Annotated in this window: 17 protein-coding genes; 2 read left to right on the top strand and 15 right to left on the bottom strand. The window is 69.0% G+C overall.

Annotation, left to right across the window (positions count from 1 at the left end):
* Positions 1 to 77: 77 nt before the first annotated feature.
* Positions 78 to 1,967: a signal peptide peptidase SppA gene (gene sppA, locus L3V18_RS07220; protein ID WP_237054002.1), complete on the top strand. Its 1,890-nt coding sequence runs from the start codon at positions 78 to 80 to the stop codon at positions 1,965 to 1,967.
* Positions 1,968 to 2,137: 170 nt separating this feature from the next.
* Here the strand turns inward: sppA and L3V18_RS07215 are convergent, their stop codons facing one another.
* A complete protein-coding gene (locus L3V18_RS07215; RefSeq protein WP_237054001.1) occupies positions 2,138 to 2,404 on the bottom strand; it encodes a hypothetical protein in 267 nt (88 codons plus the stop codon).
* A 129-nt stretch (positions 2,405 to 2,533) separates the two neighbouring features.
* Between L3V18_RS07215 and L3V18_RS07210 the strand changes: the two genes are divergently transcribed.
* Complete coding sequence (locus L3V18_RS07210; RefSeq protein ID WP_237054000.1) at positions 2,534 to 3,310, top strand: SDR family oxidoreductase; 777 nt, start codon at positions 2,534 to 2,536, stop codon at positions 3,308 to 3,310.
* A gap of 104 nt (positions 3,311 to 3,414) precedes the next feature.
* Here L3V18_RS07210 and L3V18_RS07205 read toward each other — a convergent pair whose 3' ends face one another.
* The 14 genes from L3V18_RS07205 to L3V18_RS07140 all read right to left on the bottom strand — a co-directional run bounded on the left by L3V18_RS07205 (position 3,415) and on the right by L3V18_RS07140 (position 17,284).
* Entirely contained in the window at positions 3,415 to 3,822 is a 408-nt protein-coding gene (locus L3V18_RS07205; RefSeq protein WP_237053999.1) for a DUF4259 domain-containing protein, read from the bottom strand.
* Positions 3,794 to 4,222, bottom strand: coding sequence for a MazG nucleotide pyrophosphohydrolase domain-containing protein (locus L3V18_RS07200; RefSeq protein WP_237053998.1), 429 nt, complete (start codon positions 4,220 to 4,222; stop codon positions 3,794 to 3,796). The genes L3V18_RS07205 and L3V18_RS07200 overlap by 29 nt, the downstream gene beginning before the upstream one ends.
* 157 nt (positions 4,223 to 4,379) lie before the next feature.
* On the bottom strand, positions 4,380 to 5,072 hold the full coding sequence (locus L3V18_RS07195; RefSeq protein ID WP_237053997.1) for a hypothetical protein: 693 nt from the start codon (positions 5,070 to 5,072) through the stop codon (positions 4,380 to 4,382).
* A 7-nt stretch (positions 5,073 to 5,079) separates the two neighbouring features.
* Positions 5,080 to 5,880 carry a DUF4124 domain-containing protein gene (locus L3V18_RS07190; RefSeq protein WP_237053996.1) on the bottom strand — a complete coding sequence of 267 codons (801 nt, stop codon included), beginning with the start codon at positions 5,878 to 5,880 and terminating at the stop codon, positions 5,080 to 5,082.
* 3 nt (positions 5,881 to 5,883) lie between these two features.
* Positions 5,884 to 6,603: a DUF4124 domain-containing protein gene (locus tag L3V18_RS07185; RefSeq protein ID WP_425493481.1), complete on the bottom strand. Its 720-nt coding sequence runs from the start codon at positions 6,601 to 6,603 to the stop codon at positions 5,884 to 5,886.
* A gap of 67 nt (positions 6,604 to 6,670) precedes the next feature.
* On the bottom strand, positions 6,671 to 7,294 hold the full coding sequence (locus L3V18_RS07180; RefSeq protein ID WP_237053995.1) for a DUF1579 domain-containing protein: 624 nt from the start codon (positions 7,292 to 7,294) through the stop codon (positions 6,671 to 6,673).
* Positions 7,295 to 7,404: 110 nt separating this feature from the next.
* Positions 7,405 to 7,968, bottom strand: coding sequence for an L-threonylcarbamoyladenylate synthase type 1 TsaC (gene tsaC, locus L3V18_RS07175; protein ID WP_237053994.1), 564 nt, complete (start codon positions 7,966 to 7,968; stop codon positions 7,405 to 7,407).
* Between the two features lie 237 nt (positions 7,969 to 8,205).
* Positions 8,206 to 9,333, bottom strand: a complete 1,128-nt coding sequence (locus L3V18_RS07170) for a lytic polysaccharide monooxygenase (protein WP_237054228.1) — start codon at positions 9,331 to 9,333, stop codon at positions 8,206 to 8,208.
* A 402-nt stretch (positions 9,334 to 9,735) separates the two neighbouring features.
* On the bottom strand, positions 9,736 to 12,198 hold the full coding sequence (locus L3V18_RS07165; RefSeq protein ID WP_237053993.1) for a DNA topoisomerase I: 2,463 nt from the start codon (positions 12,196 to 12,198) through the stop codon (positions 9,736 to 9,738).
* A 184-nt stretch (positions 12,199 to 12,382) separates the two neighbouring features.
* Complete coding sequence (locus tag L3V18_RS07160; RefSeq protein ID WP_237053992.1) at positions 12,383 to 13,363, bottom strand: RDD family protein; 981 nt, start codon at positions 13,361 to 13,363, stop codon at positions 12,383 to 12,385.
* Between the two features lie 22 nt (positions 13,364 to 13,385).
* Positions 13,386 to 14,081: a pilin gene (locus tag L3V18_RS07155; protein WP_237053991.1), complete on the bottom strand. Its 696-nt coding sequence runs from the start codon at positions 14,079 to 14,081 to the stop codon at positions 13,386 to 13,388.
* A gap of 128 nt (positions 14,082 to 14,209) precedes the next feature.
* Positions 14,210 to 14,698, bottom strand: coding sequence for a DUF494 family protein (locus tag L3V18_RS07150; RefSeq protein WP_237053990.1), 489 nt, complete (start codon positions 14,696 to 14,698; stop codon positions 14,210 to 14,212).
* 89 nt (positions 14,699 to 14,787) lie between these two features.
* Positions 14,788 to 16,047, bottom strand: a complete 1,260-nt coding sequence (gene dprA / locus L3V18_RS07145) for a DNA-processing protein DprA (protein WP_237053989.1) — start codon at positions 16,045 to 16,047, stop codon at positions 14,788 to 14,790.
* A gap of 88 nt (positions 16,048 to 16,135) precedes the next feature.
* Complete coding sequence (locus tag L3V18_RS07140; RefSeq protein WP_237053988.1) at positions 16,136 to 17,284, bottom strand: LysM peptidoglycan-binding domain-containing protein; 1,149 nt, start codon at positions 17,282 to 17,284, stop codon at positions 16,136 to 16,138.
* Between the last annotated feature and the right edge of the window lie 123 nt (positions 17,285 to 17,407).

The raw sequence follows: 17,407 nt of genomic DNA, 5'->3' as shown, positions 1-17,407 counted from the left end.
GTCGGGGTGACGTTAGGCGGATGATCCGCTGGCCCCGGTCGGGTAGGCTGGAGCCCTGACTCAGGAGTCGCGTCACCATGAACCAGGCACCACCCCGTCAAAGTCCCGTCGTGCGTTTCTTCATCGGTCTCTGGGACGCGATGAACTTCACCCGCCGGCTGATCTTCAACATCGTGTTCTTCGGTTTCCTGCTGGTGCTGCTGATCGCGCTGGGCACCGGCGACCGCCAGATTCCGCTGCTCGAGCGCACCGCGCTGGTGATCGCGCCGGAGGGCGAGCTGGTCGAGCAGTACAGCGCCGACCCGTTCTCGCGTGCGATGGCGCAGGCGATGGGCCAGGACCAGGGCGAAGTGCAGCTGCGCGATCTGCTGCTGGTGCTGGATTCGGCGGCGAAAGACAAGCATATCGAACGCGTCGTGCTGCGCCTGGACGGGCTCGGCGGCGGTGGCATGGCGTCGCGGCGCGAGCTGGCGCGCGCGATCGCGCAGGTGCGCGAGAGCGGCAAGGAAGTGCTCGCCTTCGGCGAGGGCATGGGCCAGGCGCAGTACCGGATCGCCGCCGAGGCCGGTGAGCTCTACCTCGACCCGATGGGCGCGACGATGCTCGAGGGCCTGGGCCGCTACCGCACCTACTACCGTGAGCTGCTGCAGGACAAGCTGGGCGTCGACATGCATCTGTTCAAGGTCGGCGAGTACAAGTCGGCGGCCGAGCCGTACGTCCTCGACGCGGCGTCGCCGGAGGCCAAGGAAGCCGACCTGTACTGGATGAACGATCTCTGGCAGCGTTACCTGGCCGACATCGCCAAGGCGCGCAAGCTCGACGCGGCGGCGATCGCCCGGGGCATCGACCAGATGGACGCGGGCATCCAGGCCGTCGGCGGCGATCTCGCCCGTTACGCGGTCGAGCAGAAGCTCGTCGATGGCCTGAAGACACGCGAACAGTTCGACGATCTGCTGGTCGAACGCGGTGTCGTCGACGAGGACGCCGAAGGCGGATTCCGTCAGATCTCGATGGCCGACTACCTCGCGCGCGTCGATCGCAGCGCGCTGGCTGCGGTCGATCCGCGCCCGCAGGTGGCGGTGGTCGTCGCCGAGGGCGAGATCAGCGGCGGCGAGCAGCCGCCCGGACAGATCGGCGGCGAGTCGACCTCGGCGCTGCTGCGCCAGGCGCGCGACGACGAGAAGGTGAAAGCGGTGGTGCTGCGGGTGGATTCGCCCGGCGGCGAGGTGTTCGCGTCCGAGCAGATCCGCCGCGAGGTGGTCGCGCTGAAGGAGGCCGGCAAGCCGGTGGTGGTGTCGATGGGCGATCTCGCCGCGTCCGGCGGCTACTGGATCAGCATGAACGCCGACCGCATCTATGCCGATCCGTCGACGATCACCGGCTCGATCGGCATCTTCGGCGTCTTCCCGACGATTCCGCGCGCGCTGGACAAGATCGGCGTGCACAGCGACGGCGTCGGTACGACCCGCTTCGCCGGCGCGTTCGACGTCACACGCGAGCTGGCGCCGGGCGTCGGCGAAGTGGTGCAGGCGGTGATCGACAAGGGCTACCGTGACTTCACCGGCCGCGTCGCCGAGGCGCGCAACAAGCCGGTCGAACAGGTCGACGAGGTCGCCCGCGGCCGCGTCTGGAGCGGCGCGCAGGCAAAGGAGCGGGGGCTGGTCGACGATTTCGGCGGCCTGCAGGATGCGATCGCCGACGTGGCCAAGCGCGCGGAACTCGGTGAGCGCGACGACTATGGCGTGCGCTACATCGAGAAGGTGGCGACGCCGTTCGAACGCTTCTTCATCGACCTCGCGCAGGCACGGATCGGCCAGGCGCTGCTGAGGGATTCGCAGCTGGCGAAGGGGCTGCTGGCCAGCCACCTGCCGCAGGTGGTCGACGATCTGCGTTTCCTCGAACAGGCCGCCCGGCCGACCGCGGGCGTGCCGGTGAAGTCGATCGCGCACTGCTTCTGCGGGCTCTGAAGTCCGCAGGAGGAACAGCCGTAGGAGCTGCCATAGGAGCGGCGTAAGCCGCGATGAGGCTTTCATGGGGAAGCCCGATCGCGGCTAGTCGCTCCTACAGGCGTAGCCGACGTCCCGGCGGGGTTGACGGGTATTGCTGCGCCCCACCCGGCCTACGGGTCGTGCGTCCCTCAGTCCGCCGCCGCTTCGATCGTTTCGCGCTGCGCCTCGGCGGCATCCTGGATCGCCTGCTCGGCGTCCCTGGCGCGGTCGATCGGCGCCTGCATCGCATCGCGCAACCCGGTGGCCCGGTCGCTTGCCGGCGTCGTACTTGCCTGCGGTTCGGGCGGGCGCTCCTTGTCGGGCGGCTGCGGCGGACTGCACGCACACGTCAGTGCGACCACTAGCGACGCCGCCAGCGCGGCGGCCGCTCGGGCGACGGTTGCGGGTATTCGCATCATGCCCTCCTTCCCCGGTACGGGCTGGTGGCGGTGTCGGCGCTATGCTACGCCAGCAGGCGCCGTGGGTCGTAGTGGCGCCGGCATCCGCTTCACGTTTCCACGATTCCTCGACCACGGGACGAACGCATGGATCCTCGACGCTGGCGGCTGGACGGACAACTCGCGCTGGTGACCGGCGGCAGCGCCGGGATCGGCCGCTCGATCGCGCGCGAACTGCTCGGTTTCGGTGCCGACGTGCTGATCGCCGCCCGCGACGCCACCGCGCTTGATGCCGCCCGCGAGGAGCTGGTCGAGGATTTCCCCGAGCGCGAGGTCGCGGGTTTCGTCGCCGACGTCGCCGACGATGAACAGCGCCGCGCGCTGCTGGACTGGGTCGAGGACTTCGGCGACGGTCTGCACATCCTGGTCAACAACGCCGGCGGCAATCTGACCCGCCCGGCGACCGAATACGCCGACGATGAATGGCGGGCGATCTTCGAGGTCAACCTGTTCTCCGCCTTCGAGCTGTCGCGCTACCTGCATCCGATGCTGGCCCGCCACGGCGCCGCCAGCATCGTCAACATCGGCAGTGTCTCCGGTGCGACCCACGTGCGCACCGGCGCGCCGTACGGGATGAGCAAGGCCGCGCTGCACCAGATGACCCGCAATCTGGCGGTCGAATGGGCCGAGGACGGCATCCGCGTCAACGCGGTCGCGCCGTGGTACATCCGCACCCGCCGCACCTCCGGCAAGCTGACCGACCCGGACTACCTCGACGACGTGCTGCTGCGCACCCCGCTGGGCCGGATCGGCGAACCCGAGGAAGTCGCCGCCGCGGTCGCCTTCCTGTGCCTGCCCGCCGCCGCCTACATCACCGGCGAGTGCATCGCGGTGGACGGCGGGTTCTTGCGGTATGGCTTCTAGGGCCTGTGCGCTCGGCCCGGTTGTGGACCGTCTCCCTCAGGTGCAGCCAAACTTCGGCAGCACAAAGGTCTGCACATGCCCAGCGCGGCGGCTCGAATGAACTCCTAGACCTGCAGTTGCGAGCGCAGGGCGACAACGGTCGCTTGCCACTCGGCGAACTCTTCGGTCTCCTCCCACAGCTCACGCAGCTCGGAGTTCGGAGCAAGAATCCTATCGAGAGCCTTCACAGCTTGCGAGGCAAGTGCAGCGTCCGCTGACGGTTTTACCCGGGCAATCCATTCCATGAGCTCATCTTCTTGCTGTGCAGCGTCAGTGGGGCGTCCCAGTGCCGCCATCACGATCTCTGCCGCAGCAATGGCCTGACTCGCATCCGGAGCTTCAAGGTACTCGCCAGCGTCCAAAGCGGCAGCCAAGACTTCCCGAACCGGCCCCAAGTCCGCACCCGCCATCACATCCGAGAGGAAGTCCGCGGCATCGTCGTCGTCAAAAGACCCGGTCCCCCAAGCTCCCATCACGTTCTCCCCGCTGATCCAGCGCTGTCGTCAAGCCGCGTACGTCTTCGTCCGGGGGCTCTTGAACGCCCCTTGATGTGTCCAACTGGCGAGACACATGGTCGATCAGTTCGTTGGTGTTCCGGGCGAACACCGTCTCCAGATCAATACCGCATTTATTCGCAAGAACCAGTACTGACCAAAGGCAGTCCGATAGTTCGTGTCCAAGCTTCTCTTTGCAGTCGTCAATTTTTCTGACGCCTTCATTCGCCTGGATCAGCTTTGCCAGATCGCCCACATCCCCTACGAAGCCGAGCGTAAGTTCTTCCGTCGTCCAGACGCGCCCGTACATCTTGATTTCAAGCTGTTCGTAGAGCTCGTTGAGCCTTAGGGCAGATTCTTCAATATCTTTGAAGTCCATGTCGATTGCAAACAGTGCCTGAGTCGAGCCGCACCACAGTGGTGCGGAACAAGGGGGGCGTGATGCCAGGCTTTGGCTCAGCGGCATTCTTGTGCGGACCTGCCGCGGGCGCAACCCTTCGCGCCACTTCGGGCGCATGTGGCGCCTGCAGTGGCGACTAGGGGCTCCAATCGTCCGCGTCCCGCATGAGCACGGTCTCATCATCGCGATTCAACTCGTCGGCCATGAGCCCGACAAGCGCATCGAGTCCGCGTTCCGAGGATTGTGAATTCGGTGCCGATCGCGTCAACAACCAGTGCCGGTCGCCGTCGACAGCTTCGACCAGCAACGCATAGCCATCCTTGATGTTCGCTTCATCGGTCGGCGGGAGGTGCCAGAAGCCGCTCTGCTCGAGCCGATGCCGGAGGTTCTGCAGTTCATCGGAGGAAACGCTGGTTTCACGCGCGACCGCAATGCGTTGCCGGGCCGTGTCCGTCGCCGGGTCGTCGAGCACGACGCTGCGTCGCAGCGCGCCGTCCCGGGTCGCCTGGTAGCGGACCGCGACCGGGTCGCCCCAGGAGGGGGCGTACAGCATCCGCAGCGCGAACTGCCCGTCGTCATCGGACGCGGCCAGCACCGGCTCGTCCATCTCGGCGAGCAGGCGTCCGATGCGCATCTCGTCCGCTGCCTCGAGGGCGCCCTCGGGAAAGTAATCGCGCGGTGGCTTCAAGCGCTGCGATTCCAGCCAGACCGCGCCGAACAGGACGAGCAGGCCCAGAACCAGTGCCGCCAGCACGAACGCCGCAATCCGCAGCACGGGGGCGAAGCGGGCGTCGTTTCCTGTCGGCTCGCGGGGCCGGGTCGAGCGCATGGGCGGCCTACCGGCAGGCGCTGTCCTTGAGCACGCCCTCGATCCGCGCGACTTCGGCGCGGGTCGCGGCGGGGTTGTCGCTGCGGGCGAACACCAGTTTGGCCTGTTCGTCGCGCAGGCGGCGCAACCAGGCTTCGCACAGCTGTTCGGCAGGTACCGCCGCGCAGGTATCGGTGACCATCTCGCATGCGGAGCCTGCACCGAATTCGGGCCGGCCGCCGATGCCGACCGTGCGCAGCGGCGCGCAGCGGCTCGGCGGCTCCTCAGATTCGCTGTAGTGGAATTCGTTGTCCCATGTCCGGCAGGCCTGCAATGGCGGCAAGGGCGGCACGTCGGGCGAGGCGGAGGCGCTGTCTTCGGATGCCGGCTCGCGCTCGGCGGGCGGGGTGCCGGAGTCGAGCAGCTTGAACTGGGGAGCGCCGGTGTCCGTCCCGGCGCCGTCGGTGAGCACGGTCAGCGGGACCGGCCGCAGCAGCGGCTGGCCGGGTTCCGGCAGGCCCTGTGCGACCGGTGCAGCAGGCGCCGAGGGCGGTGGAGACGGACGCGGTTGTGGCGGCGGCAGTTGCCATTCCGGTTCCGGCAGCGGGCGCTGCGGCGGCGGAGGCTGCGCCGGCGAGCTGGGCAGTTCGCCGACCACCTGGGTGCGCTGCTGGCTGCCGGGCGGGCATGGTGTGTCGTTCTGGATGGTGAGGTTGCCTTCGGCATCGGTGCAGCGGTACAGCACCGTCTGCGCGGGCGCGGCAGCCGGTGCCAGCGCGACGGCTGCCAGCCACGCGGCGGTCACGGCGCGGATCGGACTCGGTTTCATCGATCAGTGGTTCCGGCAGTCGTTGGCCAGGCGGGCATCGATGCCGCGCCGCTCGCGGGTGATCTGCTGGCGTTCGCTCTGCAGTGCGCTGTTGTAGCGTCGGCCGAGCTCGCTGCGACGATCGCGGAGGCGGTCGCAGACCTCCTGCTGCGGCAGCGGATGGCAGGCATCGCGTATCCAGGTGCCTGCCGGGTAGCCGACCGCGATCGGCGGCCGGTGTCCGCCTCCGATCGAGTGGTCGATCGTGATCCTGCCGTCGATCCGGCCGTCGTGGACCCCGACGTCGGCGCGGAAACCGCCGCCATGGCGCCGGTGCGGGACGACCACCGGATAGCCGAGCGTCCACAGCGGCACCCAGCGCGGGTTTCCTTCCGGTGTTTCGCTGGTGTAGGTCTCGCCATCCGGGGTCACGCACTCGTACATCGGCCGCGGCGGTTGCAGCACCACGGTCTGCACGACCGGCGGCGTGGTTGCCGGCGGTGGCGGGGCCGGTGGCGCCGGTTGCGGCCGCGGCGGTGGATCGACCGGACGCTGCATCGTCTGCACCTGCTGCTTCTCGCCGGCCACGCAGGGCGTGTCGCGCAGGCTCAGGCGGCCCTGCGCATCGGTGCAACGGTAGATGGTGACGTCGTCGGCGATCGCCAGGCACGGCATGCCGGCGGCCGCGGCGGCGATCACCGCGGGCAGGACGACGCGAACACGATGGCGACATGCCCGTTGCATGCCGCCATCTTGCGCCCGTGGCCGCTGCGACGGAAGGGGCGGGTCCGGGAAATGCGCGCCTTGCCGGCTATTCGGCGCGCCGCATCTCGATCCGCATCGTCCGTCGCTCGACGCCGTCGTGACTCTCGAACATCTCGATCACGTGATGGTCGGGATCGACGATCTGCACCGTCTCGCGCACCTGGACCATCTTCCCGGCCCGCATCGGATCGGGCCACTCGCCGGTGTAGGTGTAGGTCCGGCTGGCTTCGTCGTAGTCGCCGCTGAGCAGGTAGGTACCGGTCGACATGTTGTCCATCCATACCGCGTTGTAGCGGCCGGAGACGTTGTCGTAGCCGGTCAGGCTCATGCCCTCGAACGGTGCACCCATCATCTGGCCGCTGTAGTCCATGCGCACCTGGCGGCCGCCGAACAAGGGGCGGGCGGTTGCGCTGGCGGTTTCGGTCATCGGCGGCGCGGACGGGTCGGTCCAGAACTGGGTGGTCGTCGTCCAGTCGCCGACGAACTGCTGCGCCAGCCGGGCGTGCTGGGGGCCGGGCGCGGCGGCCCTGGCCCACGCTTCCATCATCGCCTTCTGTTCCGCGCTCATCGTGGCGGTGGGATCGGCGGCCGGATCCTGGGCGGAGACCGGGATCGATATGGTGGCGATGGCGAGTACGCAGCCCAGCATCGCAAGGCGGGTCGGCTTCATCGTCGTGCTCCTGTGCGGGTCGATCGCCGCCGGGCCGGCGGCCGCCTTCGAGGCTACGCCGATCGTCCGCAGCGGGCATGACGCGCCGCCGCAGACGACGCGGCGCGCGCTCAGGCGCGCAGCAGGCGATTGTCGCGGGCGTCGCGGATCGAGGTCGGCGCGGCCATGCCGCCGGTCTCGCCCGGTGCGATCGCATCGATCCGCCGCAGCAGCGCCGGGTCCAGCGACTCGCGCAGGAACGCCGGCGGCGCCCCGGCGAGATTGGCGCTGGTGGAGACCAGCGCGGCGCCGAATTCATCGCACAGCCCGATCACCGACAGGTGCGCGCTGACCCGCACGGCGACGCCGTCATGATCGCCGGTGATCCAGCGCGGCACGCGCGAGGTCGCCGGGACCACCCAGGTGTTCGGGCCGGGCCAACTGGCGCGGACCGCGTCCCGGCGTTCCGGCGACAGCGCATTCCAATCGATCAGGCCGTCGAGCTGGGCGACCGTGGAGGCGATCAGGATCAGGCCCTTGTCGACCGGTCGCTGCTTGATCTCGAGCAGGCGTGCGACCGCGGCCTCGTCGAACGGGTCACAGCCAAGACCCCAGACGGCCTCGGTCGGGTAGGCGATGACACCGCCGCGGCGCAGCGCGTTCACGGCGGCGGTGAGCTCGGGCAATACGGACATGCCGTCCAGTCTGTCAGGATCGGGTGGTCGATGTCATGTGGAGGCGTCGTTGCGACCGCGAATCTCCGGCATGCCAGGCCGCGGCGGACGGCCGCTGCGTCGTGGCGGAGCTGGCACGTCCGCAGAAGGGGCCATGCACGCGGATGCAAGCGATGGCCGGTCCTAGGGAGCCGGCCCCGGCGTGGCCTGGGCCGACGACGCCGGGGCGGGTCGGCGACGGATTGCCGCTGGCCGTCCTCAGTACTCGATCCAGGCGTCCTGCCAGTTCGAGCCGGTGCCGGGTGCGTAGTGGGCCGGGCTGTTGATGTTGCACCAGCCGCCCTGCGGGAACGGACGGCAGGCGTACAGCCGGCCGTCGCTGCCCTTGACCACGGTCTGTCCGGGCACGTACTGACCGAGGCCGTCCGGGTAGACGTAGTCGTACTCGCCCGGTGGGGGCGGATCGGACGGCAGCTGGATGTCGAGCTGGTGGCTGCGGCCGTCGCCGCTGAGGTAGACGCGATTTCCGGTGGCCGACTCGATCGGCGTGATCACGCCGTTCTCCAGCACGCCGATCCGGGCAAAGCCGGCGCGCGCATTAACCTGTTCGCCGATGTGCCGGGGCCAGCCGGTGGTCGTGCCCTGGCCGGTGGTGTCGATCGTCGTCTCGATCCGCTCGGCGTCGCTGCCGTCGGCGTTGAACACGCGCAGGATCACCGTGGTGCCGACCGGCAACGGGTTCTGCGCGACCAGCGCACCGGCGTCGCGCCACTGCGGCGGTGGCGGCGGCTCGCCGCCGGCGAACTTCACGTCGATGCAGGTGTAGAACGCTTCGGTCGAGTCCGAGCGCTGCCAGGTGTTGTAGATCACGTGACGGCCGCTGCGTTGCGGCAGGGTGCAGGTCAGGTGATAGCTGCCGTCGGCCGACAGCGGCGTGTTGCCGACCCGGCAGAACTCCTCCAGGTCCGACCACTTCAGCGCGGTGTTCGGATCCCAGCCGTCGCGGGTCACATAGAACACCCAGTCGCGGGTCGCGTGCGGAGCGGTGCCCTTGAACTGGAACGTGTAGCGGCCGTCGGCTTCCGGCGCGACGTCGCTGGCCTGCCAGTCGTCGCGGACCAGGTCGAGGCCGCGGAAGGTCGGATTGTTGCCGCTGCACAGCGTGCCGTCCGGCACCACGGCTTGATGATTGCCATCGGCATTGGCCTGGTTGATGCCCATCCAGTCGTAGAACAGCTGCGGGCCGGCGACCTGCCAGGCGGCGCGGCAGGCGGGATCGGTCGGGTTCTCGCGGTTGCCCTGGGCGCACGCATAGATGCGGCTGACCGGCTTGACCATGGTGCCGTGGGCGTGGGCGCGCGGTGTCGGCAGTGCCGCGGCGAGCATGCCGATCACGAGCAGGTGGACGATGGATGGGCGGATGGAAGCCCGCGGCCGCAGCGGGGCCGGCGGGCGGGGTGCAGGGTAGGTCTTCATGACGCGGTCTCCCTCGACTGGATGTCCTGTCCGGACGGATCCCCCTCGAGCGAACGTTAGACAACGATGTCATTCAAAACTGTGACTGGGCCGGAAATTCCGCAGCTTCCACCGATATGAGGCAGGCTACGGGTTGTTGATCCTCGACTTTTCCGGGGTCATGGCCGAATGTCCGAAACGACACTTTCAGGACATTCTTGTCATCAAATGGGCCCGCAGCGGTTCCCCGGGAGCGCCCGGCATGAACAGGGCCGCACGATGGCGGCCCTTCTTCGGCGTCGATGCGGGCGCGGCGACGCCCGCCGGCGAGGCTCAGCTCGCGGTTTTTCGGGCGACGGTCTTCTTCGCCGCCTTCTTGGTGGCTTTCCTGGCGGTCTTCTTCGCCGGAGCCTTCTTGGCCGCCTTCTTCGCCGGAGCCTTCGCGGCGGTCTTCTTCGCCGGCGCCGCTTTCTTGGCCGCCTTCTTGGCGAAGCGGCCGCGCACCGGCTTGCCGGTCTCGGCGAGCAATTGCTGCGCCTCCTCCAGGCTCAGCGAGGCCGGCTCCCGGTCCTTCGGGATCTTGCCGTTGAGCTTGCCGTCGCTGATATACGGACCGAAGCGGCCGTTGAGGACCTGGACGTCATGGCCCTCCCACTCCTTGATGATCCGGTTTCGCGCGATCTCCTCCTTCTCCTCGACCAGGAACACCGCGCGTGCGAGGTCGATCGTGTACGGGTCGTCCTCCTTCTTCAGCGAGGCATAGGTGCTGCCGCGCTTGGCGAACGGACCGAAGCGGCCGATGCCGACGCTGACCGTCTCGCCGTTGGACTCGCCGAGCATGCGCGGCATCTTGAACAGCTCCAGCGCCTCCTCCAGCGTGATCGTGTGCATGCTCTGGCCGGGGCGCAGCGAGGAGAACTTGGGCTTCTCCTCGGCATCCTCCGCGGTGCTGCCGAGCGCCGCGTATGGGCCGAACCGGCCCAGCCGCACGCTGACCGGCTTGCCGGTCTTCGGGTCCGTGCCCAGCTCGCGAGCGCCGGTGGCCTCGCTGCGGTCGACCGATTCCATCTTGTCGGCGACCATCTCCTTGAACGGGCCCCAGAACTTCTCCATCAGCGGGATCCATTCCTCCTCACCCCGGCTGACCGCGTCGAGTTCGTCCTCCATCCGCGCGGTGAAGTCGTAGTCGACGTAGCGGGTGAAATGGGTCGAGAGGAACTTGCTGACCGCGCGGCCGACGTCGGTCGGACGGAAGCGCCGGCTCTCCAGTTCGACGTACTTGCGGAACAGCAGCGTCGCGATGATCGATGCGTAGGTCGAAGGCCGGCCGATACCGTATTCCTCCAGCGCCTTGACCAGCGAGGCTTCCGAATAGCGCGGCGGCGGCTCGGTGAAGTGCTGGTCGGCATGGATGCGGTCCAGCGGCACCCGGTCGCCGGGCTGCATCGGCGGCAGCTTGCGGCCCTCATCGTCGTCGTCCTTGCCTTTCGCGTCCTTGCCCTCCTCGTAGACGGCAAGGAAGCCGGGATCGACCACGGTGGTGCCCGAGACGCGGAACGCATGCTCGCTGCCGGCGGCCATGTCGACCGACACGGTGTTCAGCGTGGCCGGGACCATCTGGCAGGCGACCGCGCGTTTCCAGATCAGCTCGTAGAGACGGCGGCCGTCGTCGTCGAGGAAACGCGCGACCTGTGCCGGCGTGCGCAGCGCCGAGCTGGGGCGGATCGCCTCATGGGCCTCCTGCGCGTTCTTCGACTTGGTCTGGTAGGTGTTGGGCTTGTCCGGCAGCGCGCGGGTGCCGAAGTCGCGTGCGATCACGTCGCGCAGTTCGGTCAGCGCCTCGGCCGACAGGTTGACCGAATCGGTACGCATGTAGGTGATCAGGCCGACGGTGCCCTCGTCGCCGAGTGCGACGCCCTCGTACAGCTTCTGGGCCACCTGCATCGTCCGTTTGGTGGTGAAGCCGAGCTTGCGCGAGGCTTCCTGCTGCAGCGTCGAGGTGGTGAACGGCGGCGCCGGCCGGCGCTTGCGCTCCTTCGAGCTGACGTCGGTGACCTGCAGCACGCCACCGGCGGCCTTGACCAGGCGCTGGCGCGCGGCCTCGGCATCGTCGGCGTTGGTCAGGGTGAACTGCTCGAACTTCCTGCCATCGAGCTTGATCAGGCGTGCGGTGAATTCCTGCTTGGGGTGCCGGCATTCGGCCTCGACCGTCCAGTACTCGCGCGCCTTGAACGCCTCGATCTCCTCCTCGCGCTCGACGATCATCCGCAGCGCCGGCGACTGCACGCGGCCGGCGGAGAGCCCGGCCTGGACCTTGCGCCACAGCACCGGCGACAGGTTGAAGCCGACCAGGTAGTCGAGCGCGCGGCGCGCCTGCTGGGCGTCGACCAGCGGCGCGGAGATGTCGCGCGGGCGGTTCATCGCCTCCTTGATCGCGCGCGGAGTGATCTCGGTGAACACCACCCGCTGCAGGGTCTTGCCCTTGAGCAGGCCGCGTTCGGCCAGGATTTCGGCGATGTGCCAGCTGATCGCCTCGCCCTCGCGATCCGGGTCGGTCGCCAGGTACAGCGCATCGGCGGTCCTCGCGGCCTTGGCGATCGCGGCCACGTGCTTCTCGTTCTTGTCGATCAGGTCGTAGCGCATCGCGAAATCGCGATCCGGGTCGACCGCGCCCTCCTTCGGCACCAGGTCCCGGACATGGCCGTAGGAGGCCAGGACGGTGAAGTCCTTGCCTAGGTACTTGTTGATCGTCTTGGCCTTGGCGGGGGATTCGACAATGAGAAGGTTTTTGGCCATGCGGCGACTCCACGGGGCGGTATCAGGACGGCGGTCGGGCCCCGCACGTGTATACAGCAAAGAAGGCGACGCCCGCGGCAAGGCCGCGGGCGCTGGGGGTGTTCCTTATATATAGTGGAATCATGCCGGGGCCGGCGCTGTCAAGCGCGGCGGCTCCGGCGGCGACCATCGGGCCGGGGGATGGTCAGGCGCCGCCGGCACGCTCCAGGTACCCCTGGTAGGCCGGGATCGCGATCGCCAGCATGATCGCCGCGTAGGCGACCACGACCAGCGCCGCGAGCACGATGATCACGATGGTCACCGCGCCCAGGTCGCGTCGCTGCAGTTGCGGCGATGCGGTGTAGGCCCAACGGTCGACCACGAGGGTGCCGGCCACCATGTCGTGCAGACCACGCTTGCGGTCGGTGAAGGCGGCCATCAGGTAGCCGATGTAGAGGGTCAGGTAACACAGCAGGTGCGAGGCCCAGCGACCCAGGGCGCGGCCACGCGAGAGCCGGTGCCCGGTGTCGTCGGTGACCTTGATGCCGACCGCCATCTTGCCCAGCGTGGCCTGCTTGGAGGAGGACTCGAAGCTGACGTAGTACAACGCGCTGAGGACCGGGTAGGCGAGATAGATCACCGCCATCAGGCCGATGAACCCGCCCATCGCCGCGCCGCTGCCGGCGTCGAGGTCACCGAACGCACCCGCGCCGATGCCGAGCGCGATCATCGCCACGATGATCAGTGCGTAGTAGGCGATGCCGATCAGGAAATTGTCGATCGCCAGTGCGGCGAAGCGTTTCCAGAAGCCGGCATAGACGATCTCGCCACCGGCCTGGAAGTCGCCCTGATCGGACAGCTGCGAGCCCGGTGGCGCATACGGCGAGGCCGGTGCGGCTGCCTGCGTGGCGGTGGCGGGCACGACTTCGTACGGGTTCGTGCCCGCGGCGAGCGTGCCTGCCGCGGCGGCGGCAATGGGCGCGGGATCCGTCGGCGGGCCGGACAGGATTTCGGCAGAGACCGTGTGCCAGGGCTGCCAGTTCGCCATGCCGTCGCGCCAGACCAGGGTCTCGGGGCCGATCCGGCCTTCGCGGTGCAACCCGGCGAGGGCGTCGGCGCCGACCGGCCCCTGCCGGCGGTTCATCGTGTCGCTGTAGTACCACTGGCTCATTGTCGTCGTATCCATTCCGTGTCGTAGGTGATCCGTCTCAGGGGGCGTCCGGGTCGGCGCCGGGACGGCAATGTCTCGGCAGGCGGCTGGCCGACAGGCCGCTGCCGTCGCAACGCCAGCTCCAGGCGCCGTCCGCGGCCGGTTGCGCCTCCAGCAACAGGGTGGCCCCGGCGACCGCTTCCCCGGCACCGGCCAGTTCCAGCTCGAGCGCGCAATGGCCGTTCTCCAGCGTGCCGATGCGGATCGCGGCCAGCCCCGGGCCGGCATAGTCCTCCGCCTCGCCCAGGCCGCCCTCGCCGTTGACCGGACAGCGGCCCTCGGCGGCGGCGAATCCGGCCACCCCGGCCTTCACCGGTTCGGCGGCGGCCAACGCCTGCGTGACTCCGGCACGGATCGTGTAGTCCTGGTAGGCCGGCAGCGCGATCGCGGCGAGGACGCCCAGTACCGGAACGAACAGGACCGCACCGACGATCGCGACGATCGCGCAGCCGGACAGCCCCTTGCGCGGCGCGGGGACGGCGCTGGGCAGCGGCGGCGGCACCGCGGCGCCTCCTCGGACATCGAGCCCGAGCTCATCGACCAGCTGCGACAATGGCCGCCACCCATCCAGCCCTTCGCGCCAGGCGAGGGTATCGGCGGCCAGTTCGCGTCGGTTCCAGGCCTGCCGGAGCCGGTCGGCGTCGACCGGGCCGAGTGGTCCCCTGGCCGGGTCGTGGTAGTGCCAATGCGTCATCTGTTCCCCTGCTTTTCGCGGCAGGCCGCTCCCGGGGGCGGCTGCCGCCACATCATGCCGTCACGCGCGGATCGCGTGTCCGGATGCCGTCCCCACGACACCTGGACCCCCGCCCGATGCGGTGTCGTTCAGTGCACCGGTTCGGGCTCGTCGGCGAAGATCTGCGTTTCCATCCAGGCATAGGCGGCCTCGGCGCCGGGCTGGTTGAACAGCACCATCAGCACGACCCACTTGAGGTCGTCCAGGTCCAGTTCGTCCTGGTCCAGCGCCATCGCCCGGTCGAGCACCAGCTCGCGCTGGCCTGCGTCGAGGATCCCGTGCTGTTCGAGGAACAGGAGGAAGCCGCGGCAGTCGGTGTCGAGGCGGTCGAGCTCGGGACCGGCATACACGCGGGTCGGGCCGTCGGCACGCGCGACCGAGGCGCTGGGCCGCTGCCGGGCCAGCGCATCGAGCCACTCGAAGGCCTTGTTGATCTCGGCGGGGCTGAAGCCGGCCTGGCCGAGTTCCTCGAACAGGGGCCCGCCGGTGAGGGAGTCGCGGTCGCGGACCAGGTCCGCCTCGTGGGTGAAGTAGTGCTCGAACAGGTACAGCAGGACGTCCAGGATGCTCTCTTTCATTTCCCTCGGCCTGCGCCGCATGCGGCGCGTTGGGTCAGGATGAATCGCCGGTGTGTTCTCCGGCGCGGCGGGGTGCCGACCGTGTCCGTTCAGTGGCTTCGGAAGTACCGGCCATGCTGCACCGTCACGCGTCCATCAAGCTCCATGAGCAGCAGCATGGAGGACACTTGGGCGGTCGTCAATCCGCTGCGCTCGACCAGTTGATCCATATCGGTGGGGTCGTGGCCCAATGCGGCCCACAATTTATTGTGGTGCGGGTCGTCGCACGGATGGTTGAGATCCTGTCGCGAAACGGTCCGCCGGGCATCATCGCCCGGGGCCGTGACAGCCGCATGGACGCCGTCACGGTCCCCCGATCTGGGGGCGGCGTCCGTCCGTTCAAGGCGTCGACGCAGATCCCCGGCGAGCGCCGTCGCCAGCGGGCCGAGCGTGTCCGCCACCTCGGCAGGGCTCTCCACCAGTGCCGCGCCGTCGCGGATCAGTCTATGGCAGCCACGCGCCATCGGATTGTGGATCGAGCCGGGCAGCGCGAACACCTCGCGGCCGGCTTCGGCCGCCAGCCGCGCGGTGATCAGCGCCCCCGAGCGCCATGCGGCCTCGATCACCAATGTGCCGAGAGCGAGCCCGGCCAGGATGCGGTTGCGGCTCGGGAAGTGTTCCTTGCGCGGTCCGGTGCCGGGCGGATGCTCGCTGACGATCGCGCCGTTGGCGGCGATGCGGGCATGCAGGTCGGTGTTGGAGCGAGGGTAGGGAACGTCCGGCCCGGTGCCGAGCACGGCGACGGTGGCCGCGCACCCGTCCGTTCCGGCATCCAGTGCGGCGGCATGCGCGGCGGTGTCGGTGCCGCTGGCCAGGCCGCTTGCGATCACCAGTCCCGACCGGGCCAGGGCGCCGGCGAACGAGCGGGCGTTGTCGCGGCCGGCCGGAGTCGGGCGCCGGCTGCCGACGATCGCCACCGCCGGGTACCAGAGCAGGCCCGGGTCGCCGGCGACGAACAGCGCCAGCGGCGGCGAGGCGATCCGTCGCAGCAGCGGCGGATAGTCGGGGTCGTGCCAGCCGATCAGGTGATGGCCTGGGCGTTGCAGCCAGTCGATCGCGGTGGCCAGTCCCGCGGTTCCGGTTCCACGCAGCACCGCGACCTGTTCGCCGCTCAGCCCGCAGGCACGCCACAGCGACGTCCCGCCGGCCAACGCGGCCTGCGGGCTTCCTGCTCGCTCGAGCAGTGCGCGCCTGGGCGCCACGCGGCCGCCGCAGGTCGCCAGCCGCAGCAGTGCGTGGAGGTCGTCCGGCGATGGCGGCACGGCCGTGTTGCGACCGGGCCGGGGCGGGAGAGCGTCGTTTGCGTCCATGCGGATATCGTCCGCCACGAACGAAGACGGCGCCCTCGGGCGCCGTCGTGTGGAAGGGTCGGAAATTTCCGACCCTGTCGCGGTGCACTCAGTACGCCGCGTCCGGGTGCTTGAGGTGGTGGCCGACCTTGATCGGGCGGATGCCGTCCATCACCAGGCCGTAGCTGACCTTGTCGAAGGTACGGAACACCATGATGTGACCGGCGAACTCGTCCGGCAGGCGCGCACGGCTGGCATCGCCGACGAGGTACTCGCTGCGGTCGTCGCCGACCTTGACCCGGTCGACGGCGTTGCTGCCTTCACGCCAGCTGGAGAACACGGTGCCGTTGTCGACGCCGTCGCGGGCGCCGACCGACAGCGCGACCACGTCGCGGCGGCCGCCGTGCTTCAGGGTGTCGGCCACCGCGAGGATGCGGGCGCGGCCGTACTCGAGCGTCTGCGCCGGTGCATGCGGGAAGAACTGCAGGTCGTAGGGCTGGGCCTGCACCGGCACCAGGCGGTCGCCGACGCGGATCTCGCGGCCGGCATCGTCGACCACCAGGGTCACCACCTCGACGCCATCGACCACGCCGCGGCTGACCGTGGCGTTGGTCAGCTTGACCAGCTCGTAGCCGAGCAGCTCGCTGCCGTTGTCCGGGGTGACCGCGTTGGTCCACGCGTTCTCGAAATCGATGTGATGGCGCTTGCCGCGGAAGTCGAGGTCGTCGCTGTGGAACAGGTCGCAGCAGTTGGTGCGGTCCAGCCGGGTGTAGCGCTGCATCGGACGCACCACCGTGTAGCGCTCGCCGGGCTGGGCACTGTCGAGGCCGGCGGCGTAGATCGCCTGGCCCTGGGCGCCGCGCAGGCGGTCTTCCTCCAGGCCGACCACGTAGGGCATGCCTTCGACGCTGTCGACGACACTGAGATCCTTCAGGAACGCTTCCACGTCGGCCAGCGGGATCGCATTGATCGGGGCTTCCTCGCGCGGCCCCGGCTCGACGCCGACGCGGTTCAGGTAGGCCAGCGAGATCACGTCGCCCGGATAGATCAGGTGCGGGTTGCTGATCTGCGGATTGGCCTGCCAGATCTCCGGCCACAGCCACGGTTTCTGCAGGAACTTGCCGGCGATGTCCCAGAGGGTGTCGCCGCGCTTCACGACATAAGTGTCGGGGTGGTCGCCGCGCATCTCGGCCGCCAGGCCGTAGGTGGCGATCGTGAACAACGCGGCGGCAAATACCGCGCGAATCGGTTTAAACATGGCAGCCATCTACCTGATTCCCCTTGCAGGTTCGCCCCTGAGCCGGTCTCCGGCGAGGGCCATCGGCACTATAGCCCAGAAGTCGCGCACGGTTGCAAGCCCTGGCGCCCAATATCGGCGTTA

The organism is Marilutibacter chinensis (assembly GCF_021725675.1).
In the GTDB taxonomy this organism is placed as follows: Bacteria; Pseudomonadota; Gammaproteobacteria; order Xanthomonadales; family Xanthomonadaceae; genus Marilutibacter; species Marilutibacter chinensis.
The sequence above is the reverse complement of the archived record's forward strand: the minus strand, read 5'-3'. Positions and strand labels throughout refer to the sequence as shown.

Coding starts and splice junctions, on each gene's coding strand:
- L3V18_RS07185 (WP_425493481.1), bottom strand. CDS start 6,603: ATGCAACGGGCATGTCGCCATCGTGTTCGCGTCGTCCTGCCCGCGGTG.
- sppA (WP_237054002.1), top strand. CDS start 78: ATGAACCAGGCACCACCCCGTCAAAGTCCCGTCGTGCGTTTCTTCATC.
- tsaC (WP_237053994.1), bottom strand. CDS start 7,968: ATGTCCGTATTGCCCGAGCTCACCGCCGCCGTGAACGCGCTGCGCCGC.
- dprA (WP_237053989.1), bottom strand. CDS start 16,047: ATGGACGCAAACGACGCTCTCCCGCCCCGGCCCGGTCGCAACACGGCC.
- L3V18_RS07210 (WP_237054000.1), top strand. CDS start 2,534: ATGGATCCTCGACGCTGGCGGCTGGACGGACAACTCGCGCTGGTGACC.
- L3V18_RS07155 (WP_237053991.1), bottom strand. CDS start 14,081: ATGACGCATTGGCACTACCACGACCCGGCCAGGGGACCACTCGGCCCG.
- L3V18_RS07205 (WP_237053999.1), bottom strand. CDS start 3,822: ATGGGAGCTTGGGGGACCGGGTCTTTTGACGACGACGATGCCGCGGAC.
- L3V18_RS07200 (WP_237053998.1), bottom strand. CDS start 4,222: ATGGACTTCAAAGATATTGAAGAATCTGCCCTAAGGCTCAACGAGCTC.
- L3V18_RS07170 (WP_237054228.1), bottom strand. CDS start 9,333: ATGCTCGCCGCGGCACTGCCGACACCGCGCGCCCACGCCCACGGCACC.
- L3V18_RS07160 (WP_237053992.1), bottom strand. CDS start 13,363: ATGGATACGACGACAATGAGCCAGTGGTACTACAGCGACACGATGAAC.
- L3V18_RS07150 (WP_237053990.1), bottom strand. CDS start 14,698: ATGAAAGAGAGCATCCTGGACGTCCTGCTGTACCTGTTCGAGCACTAC.
- L3V18_RS07165 (WP_237053993.1), bottom strand. CDS start 12,198: ATGGCCAAAAACCTTCTCATTGTCGAATCCCCCGCCAAGGCCAAGACG.
- L3V18_RS07140 (WP_237053988.1), bottom strand. CDS start 17,284: ATGTTTAAACCGATTCGCGCGGTATTTGCCGCCGCGTTGTTCACGATC.
- L3V18_RS07195 (WP_237053997.1), bottom strand. CDS start 5,072: ATGCGCTCGACCCGGCCCCGCGAGCCGACAGGAAACGACGCCCGCTTC.
- L3V18_RS07215 (WP_237054001.1), bottom strand. CDS start 2,404: ATGCGAATACCCGCAACCGTCGCCCGAGCGGCCGCCGCGCTGGCGGCG.
- L3V18_RS07180 (WP_237053995.1), bottom strand. CDS start 7,294: ATGAAGCCGACCCGCCTTGCGATGCTGGGCTGCGTACTCGCCATCGCC.
- L3V18_RS07190 (WP_237053996.1), bottom strand. CDS start 5,880: ATGAAACCGAGTCCGATCCGCGCCGTGACCGCCGCGTGGCTGGCAGCC.